The sequence below is a fragment of the Asanoa sp. WMMD1127 genome (assembly GCF_029626225.1).
In the GTDB taxonomy this organism is placed as follows: domain Bacteria; phylum Actinomycetota; class Actinomycetes; order Mycobacteriales; family Micromonosporaceae; genus Asanoa.
This window is the reverse complement of record NZ_JARUBP010000001.1, coordinates 2941549-2955521: the sequence shown is the minus strand read 5'-3', so window position 1 is coordinate 2955521 and position 13973 is coordinate 2941549. Positions and strand designations below refer to the sequence as shown.

Annotated in this window: 11 protein-coding genes; 6 read left to right on the top strand and 5 right to left on the bottom strand. The window is 73.0% G+C overall.

What is annotated here, in order from left to right:
* Positions 1 to 116 precede the first annotated feature (116 nt).
* Positions 117 to 1364: an amino acid permease gene (locus tag O7635_RS14145; protein ID WP_278080874.1), complete on the bottom strand. Its 1248-nt coding sequence runs from the start codon at positions 1362 to 1364 to the stop codon at positions 117 to 119.
* A 112-nt stretch (positions 1365 to 1476) separates the two neighbouring features.
* On the opposite strand from O7635_RS14145, the gene O7635_RS14140 reads away from it, so the two are divergent.
* Entirely contained in the window at positions 1477 to 1950 is a 474-nt protein-coding gene (locus O7635_RS14140) for an Lrp/AsnC family transcriptional regulator (RefSeq protein WP_278080873.1), read from the top strand.
* Here O7635_RS14140 and O7635_RS14135 read toward each other — a convergent pair.
* Positions 1934 to 5323 carry a phosphodiester glycosidase family protein gene (locus O7635_RS14135; protein WP_278080872.1) on the bottom strand — a complete coding sequence of 1130 codons (3390 nt, stop codon included), beginning with the start codon at positions 5321 to 5323 and terminating at the stop codon, positions 1934 to 1936. The two genes, O7635_RS14140 and O7635_RS14135, sit on opposite strands and share 17 nt — an antisense overlap.
* A gap of 119 nt (positions 5324 to 5442) precedes the next feature.
* Here O7635_RS14135 and O7635_RS14130 point away from each other — a divergent pair, with 119 nt between their 5' ends.
* The 5 genes from O7635_RS14130 (at position 5443) to O7635_RS14110 (ending at position 10675) form a co-directional block, all read left to right on the top strand.
* On the top strand, positions 5443 to 6591 hold the full coding sequence (locus O7635_RS14130) for an erythromycin esterase family protein (protein ID WP_278080871.1): 1149 nt from the start codon (positions 5443 to 5445) through the stop codon (positions 6589 to 6591).
* A gap of 10 nt (positions 6592 to 6601) precedes the next feature.
* On the top strand, positions 6602 to 7348 hold the full coding sequence (locus tag O7635_RS14125; RefSeq protein WP_278080870.1) for an IclR family transcriptional regulator: 747 nt from the start codon (positions 6602 to 6604) through the stop codon (positions 7346 to 7348).
* Between the two features lie 152 nt (positions 7349 to 7500).
* Complete coding sequence (locus tag O7635_RS14120) at positions 7501 to 8595, top strand: Ldh family oxidoreductase (protein ID WP_278080869.1); 1095 nt, start codon at positions 7501 to 7503, stop codon at positions 8593 to 8595.
* The gene (locus O7635_RS14115) at positions 8592 to 9932 is read left to right on the top strand and encodes an MFS transporter (RefSeq protein WP_278080868.1); all 1341 of its coding nucleotides are present in this window, start codon (positions 8592 to 8594) and stop codon (positions 9930 to 9932) included. The genes O7635_RS14120 and O7635_RS14115 overlap by 4 nt, the downstream gene beginning before the upstream one ends.
* Positions 9929 to 10675, top strand: a complete 747-nt coding sequence (locus O7635_RS14110; protein WP_278080867.1) for an SDR family oxidoreductase — start codon at positions 9929 to 9931, stop codon at positions 10673 to 10675. Before O7635_RS14115 ends, O7635_RS14110 begins: the two co-directional genes overlap by 4 nt.
* Here the strand turns inward: O7635_RS14110 and O7635_RS14105 are convergent.
* The 3 genes from O7635_RS14105 to O7635_RS14095 all read right to left on the bottom strand — a co-directional run bounded on the left by O7635_RS14105 (position 10672) and on the right by O7635_RS14095 (position 13784).
* Positions 10672 to 11427: a sulfite exporter TauE/SafE family protein gene (locus tag O7635_RS14105; protein WP_278080866.1), complete on the bottom strand. Its 756-nt coding sequence runs from the start codon at positions 11425 to 11427 to the stop codon at positions 10672 to 10674. The two genes, O7635_RS14110 and O7635_RS14105, sit on opposite strands and share 4 nt — an antisense overlap.
* A complete protein-coding gene (locus O7635_RS14100; protein ID WP_278080865.1) occupies positions 11424 to 12023 on the bottom strand; it encodes a hypothetical protein in 600 nt (199 codons plus the stop codon). The genes O7635_RS14105 and O7635_RS14100 overlap by 4 nt, the downstream gene beginning before the upstream one ends.
* Before the next feature lie 90 nt (positions 12024 to 12113).
* A complete protein-coding gene (locus O7635_RS14095; protein ID WP_278080864.1) occupies positions 12114 to 13784 on the bottom strand; it encodes a metallophosphoesterase family protein in 1671 nt (556 codons plus the stop codon).
* Positions 13785 to 13973 lie beyond the last annotated feature (189 nt).

The following is a 13973-nucleotide window of genomic DNA, read 5'->3' as shown; positions in this document are numbered from 1 at the left end:
CTGCAGAGCAAAGCCTGGTGCAGGGGCAGGGCGGCGCTCTCCATACCGGCTTGGTGCGGCGCCACAGCCGGTCGGCCGGCAGCCGGTTGGAACCCCCGACGGCGCCGCTGGCGGGATTAGCCGGAGGCCATCGAGGGGCTGTCGGCGCCATCGAGGGGTTCCCGGGCTTCGTGGGCAGCCGGCCCGCGGCGGGCAGTGGCGGCGGCGATCACCGTGACCAGGGCGGCCGGGAGCAGGGCCGGGCCGCAGAAGGCCAGCACCACCGTCACCGCCAGGCAGGCCACGCCGGCGCACAGCCGCGGGATCCCGTGCAGCAGGCGCCAACCCGCGGCCGTGCAGCCCAGGTAGACCACCAGGAAGAACGTTGTCGGCACGTTGACCAGCGTGGCGAGGTCGATCCAGCCCGTCGCCAGCGGACCGATCAGCACGGCCCCCGAGACCAGGATCGCGGCGGCCATCCAGCGGGGCACGGTGGCCTCCGTGGGGCGCAGCGCCCGGGCCAGGCTCGCGGCGCCCGACATGTAGGCCAGCACCGCGCCGACCGTGAGCACGACCGCACCGACGGCGGCGACCGCCGGCCCGCTGGCGCCCAGCGCGATGGTGAGCAGCGCGGCCAGCGGCACCTCGGTGCCGGCGCGGTCGCCGAGCGCGGCCACGGTGACCACGCCGAGCGCCAGATAGACGACCGCGGTGGCCGCGAACGCGATGCCGATCACCAACGGAAGCTGCCGGCGTGGGCGGGCGAACCGGGTGGTCAGCGGCGCGATCGCCTCCCAGCCGACGAAGGCCAGCATCAGCGTCGCGGCGGCCGGACCCAGGGCGCCCCAGCCGTGCGGCGCGAACGGCGTCCAGTTGGCGGCCTGCGCGGCCGGTGCCGCGCCGACCACGGCGCCGGTCACGATCACGAGCAGCAGCGCGACGAGTCCGAACTGGACGGTCGAGGAGGTACGCACGCCGCGCGCGGTGACGGCGAGGGTACCCACGAGCAGGAGGGCCGCCGTGGTCGCGGCGACGCGTACGCCCCCGCCGGTCAGCTCGGCCACGTAGTTGCCGCCCACCACACAGACGATGGGAGCGCCACTGATCACCCCGGCCAGGAAGCACCAGCCGACCACGCGGCCGGCCCGCGCGCCGAGGCCGGCGGTGGCGTACCCCCAGACGCCCCCGGCCGACGGGTGCCGCACGCCGAGGGCCGCGAACACCACGGCGAACAGGGCGGAGGCGCCGAGCAGCAGGGCCCAGACGAGCACCGAGGCGGGGCCGGCCTGGCTGGCGGCGAGCCCGGGCAGCAGCAGGAGACCGGGGCCGAGCAACGCTCCGATGTAGAGCGCCGTGCCGCGGGCGATACCGATGTCGCTGGTCATGGGTCGCAGTCTGGCAAGAAACGCGCCGCACGCGATGGCAAATCTGCCCGCTCTGACGCACGGCCACGCAACCGCGTTGCGCCAACGCGCCACAAGGCGCAATCATGTGCGAATGGCACCCTACGACAGCACCGACCGGGCGATCCTCGAACGCCTCCAGCACGACGGTCGCATCGCCAACGTCGACCTGGCCGAGGCGGTCGCCCTCTCCCCCTCGGCCTGCCTGCGCCGGGTGCGGGCGCTGGAGGAGGACGGGCTGATCGCCGGCTACCGCGCGGAGCTCGACCGCGCCCGGCTCGGCCTCGACCTGACCGTCTTCATCCAGCTGCGGGTCGACCGCCACTCCCGCGAGAACGCCGCCCGCGTCGAGGCGGCGCTCACCGCCATCCCGGAGGTCGTCGCCTGCCACGTCATCTCCGGGCAGGCGGACCTCCTGGTCGAAACCGCGGCGGCGAACCTGGCCGCGTACGAACGCCTGCTGATCGACCAGATCCTGACCATCGAATCAGTCGTCGAGGCGCACAGCACGTTCGCCATCCGCACCGTCAAGACCCGCGGCGCGCTGCCCCTCAGTCAGCTCGGCTGAGCGCGATCGTCGCCGTCGCCTTGACACCGTTGACGGTCACGGCGAGCGTCACCGTGCCGCTCGATCGCAGCGCGGTCAGCCGGCCCGTCGCCGGGTCGAACCAGGCGCGATCGGTCAGTCGTACGCCCAGCAGCGAGCCGACGTGCACGTCCGGCGAGCCGGACCACTGCGCGGTCACCGGCGCGGCCACCGGCACCACCCGTCCGCCGGGTTGGGTCAGCGTCGCCGTCACCGTCACCGGCCGGCCCACGACGACCGTCGCCGGCGCGGTCAGGTCGACCGCGTCCGTGTGCGCGTTGACCTCCGCCGAGATCCATCGTGGACCTTCGGCCAGCGGGTTGAGGCGGGCCAGGGCCACCTCGGCCGGCGTGACGGGGTCGATGCCGAGCATCGTCCAGCCGGTGAAGCCGCCCAGGTGCGGCGCGGTCGAGGGCTCCTTGCCGCTGTTGCCGTTGATCAGGTACGGCACGCCGTCGACCCGGTCGGCGTGGAACGTGCCGACGTGCGCGCCGACGAACGCCGCGCCCTTGCCGGTGCGGTGCTGAAACTCCGCCAGCCATCGCTCGATCAGCGCGGCCTCCTTGCGGTCGCCGAGCTGGCTGGCCTTGGCCGGGGTGGGATCCCGCGGCGGATGGTGCTGGAACACCGCCACCGAACCGATCGCCGGGTCGGTCGCGGCCGAGTCCAGCGCCGCGCGCAGCGCGAGGATCTGGTCGAAGCCGCTCCCGCGCAGGCTCCCGGTGCTCGTGTCGAGGGTGACGAGCCGCGTCCCGTTGTGGTCGACGACCCGCGACGTCGGCCCGAAGACCGATGTGAAGTTGGTGATCGGCGCGCCCATGATCTCGTGGTTGCCCGGCACGTAGTAGTACGGCAGCGTCCCGCCGAGCTCCTCGTCGAGGATCTGCTTGGCCAGGGCGAAGTCCGCCGGATAGGCCGTGTCCACCAGGTCACCGTCGATCACCAGCAGGTCGGGCCGGGCCGCCCGGATCTCGCGCAGGGTCCGGCGCACCCGCTGCACCTGCGTGCTGTCGGGTTCCGCGGCGACGAACTGCGCGTCCGAGAGCACCGCGAGCCGCCACGGCGCGCCGTCCACGGTGCCGTCGCGCAGCACCACCCGGTCGGTGCGCAGCGGTTCCGGTGGCACGTCGACGGGCGGCGCCACCCGGGCGACGATGTCGTCGATGACGATGTCGGTCTGGTAGGCCTCGGCCGGGTCGGTCTCCGCGACGTAGAAGCGCCGGATCCGCACCGGGTACTGGACGCCCGGCGGCACGGCCATCTCGACGTAGCGCCAGCCCGTCCAGGTGATGTAGGGCCCGCGCAGCACGTGCTGCTGGTCGAGCCCGTCGTGCAGGTGCAGGCTCGGCCACTCGCCCTTGCCGTTGCCATGGATCCACATGCCGAACGCCTGCGGCTGCCCGTCGACGGGGATCCACTGTGGCGGGTCGGCGTAGGCGGCGCGGGTGCCGGTCGACTGGCCGAAGTCGTACGCCATCCGCAGCCCGTCGCCGGTGTGGCCCGGGGCCGGCGCGACCGACCCGGTGGCCCGCGCGGCGCTGAACTTCCAGGCCGCCGCGTCGTCGAACGTCGCGACCGGCACGTCGGTCAGCCCGATCGTCACCGGAACCACCGTGCTCTGCCCGTTGACGGTCGCCGTCACGAGTGCGGCCCCACCGTCGGCGACCGCCTTCACCGTGAAGTGCCCGTTGGCGCCGGGAGTCACTTCGACCAGCGACCGGTCGTACGCCAGCCGCACGTCACCGGTCTCGATCGGCGCCCCGTTGCCCTCCGCGTCGTAACCCACCACGCCGAACGTCCCGCTCGCGCCGGCCGCGTCGAGCGCCACCTTGTCGGTGGTCGCGTCCACCCTGGACAGTGGCCCGAGCACCACGAGGTCGATCGAACCCCGTGCCCCGCCGCGCACGGCCGTCACGGTCGCGTCACCCGGCAACACTCCGCGATAGACGCCGTCCGCAGACACGGTGCCCCGGGTCGCCCGCCACGTCGGCGCGCCGGCCGCGGGCCCGTAGGTCTCGTCGTAGCCGGCCGCGGTCAGCCGCCGGGTGAGCCCCGGGAACACCCGGTCCGGACGGCCGCCGCGCACCGGCCCGATGCCCGGCGCGGCCGCGGGGTCGATCGCGGTCTTCACCCAGTACGCGGTGAGCCGCCCACTCCCCTGCGGCGCGTAGATCGCCAACCCGTTGGGCACCGGCCGCTCCGACCCGTCGGACGGCGCGTTCTCCACCCGCACCGTGGCCCCGCCCGGCTCGCGGGCGACCAGCGTCGACGAGCCACCGCCGTCGAGGTTCAGCGCGTCGTGCGCGCCCATGGACGCCATCAGCCGGCCGAGCTCCGTCAGCGTCACACCGCGGCTGTCCGCCTGCCGCCCGTCCACGGTCAACATGATCATCTTTTTGCCGTCGGCGGAGAAGCCGACCGCGGTGCGCGGCTCGGGCGTCACGTCGCCGATGTCCTGTGGCACGCCGGCCTTGACCAGCACCCGGTTGCCACCGACGGCGGCGGCGACCGCCCGGTCGTCGGACGGCCGGGCCCGGTAGGTCACCTCGACCTCGTCACCGACCCGCAGCCCGGCAAGCGCGTCGGCGCCCGCGTCCCGGCCGAGCAGGATCGTGGTGCCGGCCGGTACCGCCCCCCGGCCCGCGGCGGCCGCGACGGTGGCCACCCGGCCGCCGACCAGGGCCACCTCGGTCACCCGGGCCGCGCCGGCCACCGCCCGCGCGCGGTCGTAGTCGCCCCACAGCGCGGTGAACACGCCCACGCCACCGGCCTGCACGATGTTGTTGAACTGGGTCAGCGTGACCGGCCCGCCGGGCAGCGTCGCGGTGCCGGCGAAGTAGAACTGGACCACCCGGCCGACCCCGTCGGGCCCGACCGCGACGCCGTCGTGGTGACCCTCGACCGGCGACTGCACGAGCTCGCCGTCGCGCACACCGATCCCCTGCGCGGCGCCCGACTGGTTGATGTCGAAGAAGTCCCCGTTGACGGCGGCCACCGCGCCGGCCTGGTCGACCACGCCGCGCAGCGGTGCCGTCCGGGCGACCGCGCCGGTGTTGACGTAGCCGACGGACAGGCCGGATCCACCGAGGTCGGCGGTGAGCGCGTCGGCCCGGATCCAGCCGTCGGCGTCGAGCCGGTCGAACGAGGTGAGCTCCAGACCGGGCGCGACCGGTCGCGTGCGCCGGTCGGTCTCGACCGACGCGTCGACGGCCGCGGCCGACAGGACCTGAGTCGCCGGGGCACGGAAGGACGGCGCATCGACCGGCGCCGCGGCCGCGGGCCCCGGCGCGACGACGGTGACCAGCAGCGGCAACAGCACCGGCCCGAGGCGGCCGGCGGATAGACGGAGACCCATGCCGGCGAGCCAACCGGATGACGGAGATATTTTCAAGAGACGAACGTCAACGTGAAGGAAAACTTCACGTGCCGAGCGGTCACCGTCGCGGGCCGGACAGACCGGTAACGTCCGGACCCATGACGGTTTCGGCGTTTCTGGCTGACCGCGCGGGCCCGGCGGACCTGTTGGCGCTCGGTGAGCCGACGCATGGTGAGCCGCGGTTCGCGTACGCACGGAACGAGATCTTCGAAGAGTTGGTCGCCGCGGGGTTCAGGTCGGTCGCTTACGAGTCGGATCGGGTCGCGGGGCTGGTTGCCGACGCGTACGTCCAGGGTGGTGACCTGCCGATCGAGCAGGTGCTGGTCGACGGGTTCAGCCACGGTTTCGGGGCCCTGCCGGGCAACCGCGAGCTGCTCGAGTGGATGCGCGCCTACAACGCCGGCCGGGCGCAGACCGAGCGGCTGACTTTCCACGGGTTCGACGCGGCGCTCGAGATGACCGGCGCGCCGAGTCCGCGGCGGTTTCTCGCGCACGTGCTCGCCTACGTGGGCGACCATGTCGACCCGCCGGCGGACCTTGACGCCTTGATCGGGCCTGAAGAGCGGTGGACCGACCCGGCCGCGATCATGGACCACAGCCGGTCGATCGGTCGCTCGCCGGAAGCGCTGCGGCTGCGCGCGATCGCCGACGACCTGCGCACCGCCCTCTATGCCAACGCGCCCCGCCTGGTGGCCGCCTCCTCGCTGGCCGAGTGGCGCCGGGCCGACCTGCACGCCGACACCGCGATCCGGTTGCTCGGCTACCACGCGGAGGCGGCCGCGCCGGCGCTCCAGGCGGTGCGCACCTCCCGGCTGCTCGGCGTCCGTGACGCCTGGATGGCCCGCAACCTGCTCGCCATCCGGGCGGCCGAGCAGCACCGCGGGCCCACCCTCGTCTTCGCCAACAACCGCCACCTGCAGCGCCAGCCCAGCACCTGGCAGCTGGCCGGCATGGACCTGGAGTGGGCGTCGGCCGGCTCGATCGTCTCCGCCCTGCTCGGGGAGCGCTACGCCGTCATCATCGGCAGCCTCGGCGCCAGCGCTGCGCTCGACCTGGCCGCGCCGCAACCGGGCACCTTCGAGGCCGCGCTGCCACGCATGGGGCCGACGCTGGTCGACCGCGCCGACCTGACCGCAGAGCTGACGGCGAACCTGACCATGCGCACCGACCCGAAGCCCGAGCAGGGCTACTTCCCGCTCGACGCCGAGACGGTCGCACGGTGCGACGCGGTGCTGCACATCCCTTAGATTGACGGTTGTGACCGACCGTGCGGGCGCCGCCGACAAGGCGTTCGACGTGCTCGAGGCGCTGGTCGAGCACGACCGGCTGGCCGACATCGCGCAGGTGACCGGCCTGCCGAAGGCCACCGTGCACCGGATCCTGCGGGTGATGGTCGACCGCGGGCTGGCCCAGCCGACCGGCGACGGCGGCTACCGCTGCGGCCCGCGCATGGTGGCGCTCGCGGGCCGGGTCATGCGCAGCGTCGACCTCGCCGACCGGGTGGCACCGTCCCTCGCGGCGTTGCGGGACCGCACCGGCCACACGGTGCACCTCGCGCTGAAGGCCGGCGACGAGGCCGTCTACGTGGCCAAGCTGGACGCCGGCAAGCCCTACCAGCTGGCCTCCCGGGTCGGGATGAGCCTGCACCTGCACAGCACCTCGATCGGCAAGGCCATCCTGGCGACGCTCACCGACGCGGAGGTCGGCGAGCTGGCCGGTCGAACCGGCCTGCCGGCCCGCACCCCGCACACGATCACCGCGCTGCCCGATCTCCTCGCCGAGATCGCGCGGACCCGGCGGCGGGGCTGGGCCGAGGACCACGAGGAGAACGAGCCCGGGGTCGGCGCGTGCGGCGCCGCGGTCCGCGACCACACCGGCGCCGCGATCGGCGGCATCAGCGCGGTGGCCCTCACCCACGACCTCGACGGCGGGTACGCGGACCTTGGCCACGCGGTCATCGCCGCAGCTCACCAGGTGTCCCGCGCCCTCGGCGCCCAGCTTTAGGGTCTGTCGCGAGGTCCTGACCGGGCTGCGGCGCGGCCCAGACCTCGCGACAAACCCCGGGTTTGCGACCCGGATCGCCGGGCATAGATACATGCACATCCTCTGGAACGCCATTCCGTCACATGGAACGCCGACTCCGAGGAGGCGAAGCGATGAGTGATGACGGACTCAAGTGGTCGACCGCGCCCCAGGCCGACCCCGCCGGCGACACGACCCACCGGGTCGACGCCGCCACCCTGACCCGGCTCGCGACCACGATCCTGCGGCGGGCCGGCGCAGCCGACGAGATCGCCGCGACCGTGGCCTGCTCCCTTGTGGACGCCGACCTGTGCGGCCACGACTCGCACGGCGTCCGCCGCCTGGTCCCCTATCTGGCCGCGGTGCGGCAGGGTGCGCTGGACCCGCTCGCCCGACCGGTCGTCTACTCCCACGACGGGAGCACCGCCCGCGTCGACGGCCGGCGCGGTTTCGGCCAGCTCGCCGCCCACGCGGCCGTCGACACCGCGCTGGACCTCGCGGCCCGGCACGGCACGGCGGTCGTCGCCGTCGGCAACGCGAACCACGTCGGCCGCCTCGGCGAGTACGTCGAGCGGATCGCCGACGCCGACGCGATCGGCATCGCCGTGTGCAACGCCGACTCCACCGTCGCCCCGTACGGCGGCCGGGAACGGCTGCTCGGAACCAACCCGCTGGCCTGGGCCGCACCGAGGGCCGCCGGCCGACCCGCGGTGGTCACCGACTTCGCGACCGCCGCCACCGCCGAGGGCAAGCTGGCCCTCTCCGCCGCCCGCGGCGACCGGGTGCCTGACGGGCAGCTGGTCGGAGCCGACGGCGCGCCGAGCACGGACCCCGGCGACTTCTACGCCGGCGGCGCGCTGCTGCCGTTCGGTGGCCACAAGGGCTACGCGCTCAGCGTCATGATCGAGATCGTCGGCGGGCTGCTCTCGGGCGCGGGCGTCTCCAGCCTGCCCGGCTACGACGCCACCAACGGCACCGTGTTCGTCGCCGTCGACATCGCCCGTTTCCTGCCCGCGCACGAGTTCCGCGAGAGCACCGAACGCTTCTGCCGCCGGCTCGCCGGCACCGAGCCGACCGGCGACCGGCCGGTGCTGGTGCCGGGCGAGAAGGAGGCCGCGACCCGCGCCACCCGTACCCGCGACGGCATCCCCCTGGCCGGCGCGACCTGGCGCGCGCTGGCCGACCTGCCGGGCGGCCCCGACCTCGACTCCGAAGGGAGCACGCCATGACCGAGCCCGCGCACGCCAAACAGACCGAGCTGCGCCGGGTGGTCACCGGCTCGCTCGTCGGCACCGCCCTCGAGTGGTACGACTTCTTCATCTACGGCACCGCCGCCGCGCTGGTCTTCAACAAGCTGTTCTTCCCGGACGCGGACCCGACGGTCGGCACGCTGGTCGCATTCGCCACGTTCGGCGTCGCGTTCCTGTTCCGCCCGGTGGGCGGCTTCGTCTTCGGTCGTCTCGGTGACCGGATCGGCCGCCGCACCACCCTGATCGTCACCACGCTGGTGATGGGCATCGGAACCGGGCTGATCGGCCTGCTGCCCACGTACGACCAGATCGGTGTGCTCGCCCCGATCCTGCTGGTGCTGCTGCGGATCTGCCAGGGCCTCGGCGCCGGCGCCGAGTTCGGTGGCGCCTCGACGCTGCTGGCCGAGCACGCCCCGCCCGGAAAGCGCGGCTACTACGCGTCGTTCGCGCAGACGGGTGTCCAGATCGGACTGATCCTCGGCACGGTCGCGTTCCTCCTCGTCGGCCTGCTGCCCGACCGCGAGCTCGAGTCCTGGGGCTGGCGGATCCCGTTCCTGCTCAGCTTCCTGATGATTTTCGTGACGTTGTACGTGCGGCTGCGCGTCACCGAGTCGCCGGTGTTCCGCCGCATGGAGCAGAGCCGCACCGTCGTGCCGACGCCGGTGGTGGAGACGCTCCGCCGCTACCCGCGCAGCTTCCTGGTCGGCATCGGCGCGCACATCTGCGACACGGCGATCGTCTACATCTTCGCCACGTTCATCGTCGCGTACGTGACCGACGAGCTCGGTCTCAGCCGCGCCACCGCGCTGACCGGCGTCATCATCATGGGCCTGGTGGTGACCGCGAGTCAGCCGTTCTACGGCGCGCTCAGCGACCGGATCGGCCGCAAGCCGCTCAACGTCTTCAGCGTGGTGTTCACCGCGGTGTTCGCGTTCCCGTTCTTCTGGCTGGTCAACACCGCCGAGCCCGTGCTGATCTGGCTGGGCCTGGCGATCGCCGGCGGCGTCGGCTTCGCGCCGATGATCGCGGTGCAGCCGGCCTTCTACGCCGAGCTGTTCGGGGCCGGCGTGCGCTACACCGGCTTCGCCGCGTCCCGCGAGATCGGCGCCGCCATCTCCGGCTTCTCGCCGCTGGTGGCCGCGGCCCTGCTCCGCGAGGGCGACGGCTCGCCGTGGCTGGTCGCGCTCTGGATCATCGCGACCGCGGCCGTCTCCCTGGTGGCGTTCCTGTTCGCCAAGGAAAGCCGGACGATCGACATCGGCGCCGTGCACCACGAGCCGGATCAGCCGGCCGCGACCCCGGCGCGGGCGTCGTGAACCTCACCGGCGCGGTGGCGGTGGTCACCGGCGGCGGCACGGGCATCGGTCGCGCCGTCGCGCGGTCGCTCGCCGCGGCCGGGGCCGAGGTCGCCGTCACCTATGCCCACTCGGCCGCGGAGGCCAAGGCGACGGCGGCCGAGATCGGCGCACTGGCCGTGCCGCTCAACGTCGGCGACGAGACGCAGGTCCGGGCGGCCGCCCACCGGGTGCTGCGCGAGCTGGGCCGGGTCGACGTGCTGGTCAACAACGCCGCGCGTACGCACGCCGTCGAGCACGCCGACCTCGACGGCCTGACCGACGCGATGTGGCACGAGATCCTGGACGTCAACGTGGTGGGCCCGTACCGCTGCGTGCGCGCCCTGGCCCCGGCGCTGCGGGCCGCCCGGGGCGCCGTGGTCAACGTCAGCTCCATCTCGGCGTACCGGGCCGGCGGCTCGTCGATCGCCTATGGCGTGAGCAAGGCGGCCCTGTTGCAGCTGACCCGCAACCTGGCGGCCGCGCTGGCCCCGGAGGTCCGCGTCAACGCGGTGGCGCCCGGCACGGTCGACACCCGCTGGCAGACGAGCCTGCACGGCGAGTCCGGCTTCGCCACCCGGCGCGCGGCTGAGGAGCCACAGATCCCGCTCGGCCGGGTCGCGACCCCGGAACACGTCGCCCAGGCCGTCCTCGGCCTGCTCACCATGGACGACGTCACCGGCGAGACCATCATCGTCGACGGCGGAAAACACGTGCGCTACTAGGCGGTCAGCACCGAGACGGCCATCGCCACGTAGAGGAAGCCGGCGGTGGCGACCGCCAGGCCCGCGACCGCGGGGGTCCAGGCGGCGACGGCCGCCCACCGGCGGGTGCGCGCAGCCAGGGCGCCGAAGCCGCGGACCGTGACCATCCCGACGGCGGTCAGCGTGACCGCCATGCCGACGCCGAACGCCAGCACGAGGACCAGGGCGTCCACCGAGCGACCGGTGAGCAGACCGCTGACCAGCAGCAGAAACGCCGACGGTGACGGCAGCAGGCCGCCCGAGAGGGCAAGGGCGACGAGGCCCTGACGCGACCACGGATCGGTCGCCTCGTCCGGGCCGTGTGAGTGGCCGTGCGGGTGTGCGTGCGAGTGGCCGTGGGCGTGCTGGTGGCGGTGCCGGAGCTGGCGCCAGGCCAGGCGGCCACCGACCGCGATCACCACGAGGCCGGCCGCGACCTGCAGCCAGGCGGTGAGCGACCTGGTGCTCATCGACATGCTCAGGCCCACCCAGACCAGGGCGAGCACCAGCACGGAGAACGTGTGCATCACCGCGACGATCACGCCGAGCCGCAGCGCGTCGCGGTAGCGGCCGTGCGTGCCGACCAGGTACGCCGCGGTGATGGTCTTGCCGTGCCCAGGGGCCACCGCGTGCGCCGCGCCGACGCCGAGCGCGACCAGCAGCAACAGCCAGAAGACGGCGCCGCCGTCGAAGAGGGTGATCAGCCGGTTGTCCAGCCCGTCGAGCCCGGTCACGCGGACCTCCGGCGGCGCCACAGCACGAACGCGACGCCGACCAACACCACGACGCCCGTGCCGACGGCCATCCACAGCACCGCGCCGCGGCCGGCCGACCCGGTGAACCGCAACTGCTGCTCCGGCGTCGTGACCGTGAAAAGCGCCTCGGAATCGCCGACCAGCACAGTGCGGTACGCCTCGTCGAGGTCCATCAGCGCGGCCAGCCGGATCCTCACCTCGTCGACCCGCGCCGGGCACGCGTACTCGATGGTGGCGCCCTCGGTCAGCAGATCGGTCAGCTCGCCCAACTCGCCGGGACACGGCTGGCCGGCCTGCCGCACGGTCATCCGCTCCAGCAGATAGGCGTGCACCGCCGCCGAGCGCTGCAGCTTCTGCTCGCCCGTCACGTCGGTCGCCGGGTCGTCGAACGCGCCGACGGACTGGCCGAGCGCGACCCAGTCGTCCTCGGCCGCGTGCCAGACCAGCGTCAGCGACGAGCCGTGCACGGTGACCCGCGCCGTCGACGGTGGGCCGAACGGGTGGGCGGCGGCCGGACTGCCGAGCAGCCCGACGAGCGCCAGCGCGCCGAGCGCGCCGAAAACCAACCGTCTCAACGATTTCTCCTCGCAAACCGCAAACCGCAACCCGCAAACCGTGAGCCGAGAGCGGGCCGGCCCGCGAACAGGCCGGCCCGCACCGAGCTGTTACTTCTGGACGGTGATCACCGGGCTGGAGATCCGCTGGTTGCGGCTCTCCAGGTAGACGGTGTGCCGGCTGCCACCGGAAGCGCTGCCCGGCAGGGCGAACGAGTAGGTCAACCGGCCCAGCTCGTCGGCCTTCTTGGTGGCGACGAGGATGCCCGGCTTGCCCTCGGCGGTGCTGGTCTTGCGCAGGTAGATGTCGACCGACTCGCCGGGGTCGTAGCCGTAGGCGGTGACACCGAGCTTGCTGCCGGCCTTCGGCGAGGTGGTGCTCACCTGCACGTGCTCACCGGTGGTGGTCTCCGGCGTGCGCCACTCGTTGACGGTGCGCTGGCCCGCGTCGTTCTTGCGGACGACCACGCCGTCGAAGTGCTGACCGTTGGCGAACCGGGCCTCGTAGGTCAGCGAGTCCGCCTTGACGTCGATCATCTGGTACAGCTGGGCGTCCTCGGTCTTGGCCATGATGTCGGCGCCGTTGTCGGTCCACACGGAACCGTCCACGTCGTACATCTTGCCGCCGGAGACGGAGACGGCGTAGACGGTGCTGTTGTGCACCAGTGCCGTCTGCTTCGAGGCGGTCGTGCCGCCCCGGCCGTAGGTGTGGTCATGGCCCTGCAGCACCAGGTCCACGCCGTACTTCTCGAACAGCGGACCCCACTGCGCCCGGACGATCGGGTTGTTGCGGCCCTCGGCGGTCGAGTAGACGGGGTGGTGGAAGGTCACCACGGTCCACTTGTTGGGGTTGTCCTTGAGCAGGCCCTCGAGCCACGCGGTCTGCGCCGCCATGACCTCTGGGATGCTCTGCACGTTGGTGTTCAGCCCGATGAACCGCACACCCTGGTAGTCGGTGTAGTAGGCGGTCGACTCCAGCGCGGCCTGGTCACCCCACGCCGGGCCGTTCTCCGGGTACGGGAACTGCGGCGCCCAGAACGACGACAGGTTGCTGCCGCTGTACTCGTGGTTGCCGGTCACCGAGATGTTGTTGATCTGGCCGTCGATGAAGCCGCCGGCCTTGTACCACTGGCCCCACTGCTCCTCGCTGTTGGCGGAGTCGATGAGGTCACCGGCGTTGACGATCGCCTTGGCCTGCGGCCGGTCGGCGAACGCCTGGCGGAACACCCGCGGTACGGCGCTGTCGATGTAGTTCTGCGCGTCTCCGTAGTAGATGAACGAGAACGGCTCGAAGCCCGCGGCGGCGGTGGTGAAGTCGATCCACTCGCTCCAGTTGGTGCCGTCGCCGACCCGGTACGTGTAGCGGGTGTCGGGCTTGAGCTCGGTGAACTCCACGTTGTGGTACGTCGAGGCGTACCCCAGCGACGTGTTGACCGGCGTGTTCGCGAACGCCCGCACGGTGCGCACCGCGCCGGCGGCCGGCGCGACGTCGCCGAGCGCCTTGGGCGCCTCGAGGATCTGCGCCTGCGCCCACTCGGCGGACGCCTCGGCCCGCCACGAGACGCGCTGGCTGGTCGCGGGCTTGTCGGTCGGGATCAGGATGATGCGGTCCGGCACCGGGGTCGGCTTGTAGTACTCCGCGGCCGGGAACTTGGTCGGGGCCGCGTCACCGAACGCGGTCGGTCCGAAGGCGACGCCACCGGCGAACAGCGCGGCGGCGCCGATGGCGGCGATGGCCGCCCGGCGACGCCCCGTGCTCCAGGGCCTCTTGACCTCAGTCAACTTCGTGTCCCCCCTCAGGGATCGGGTCGTCTGCCACCGGCAGGAGCGCGGTGGGACAACGCGCATTGAGCCAAAGCAGAGCGACGGCCACCGGACCTCGACGTGGCCTCGGGGTGAACTGCAAGCCGCCTGATAGCCCGCTGGACGCCGGCCATCCCGGCGCCGCCGGCCGGACATCCGGCGTTCAGT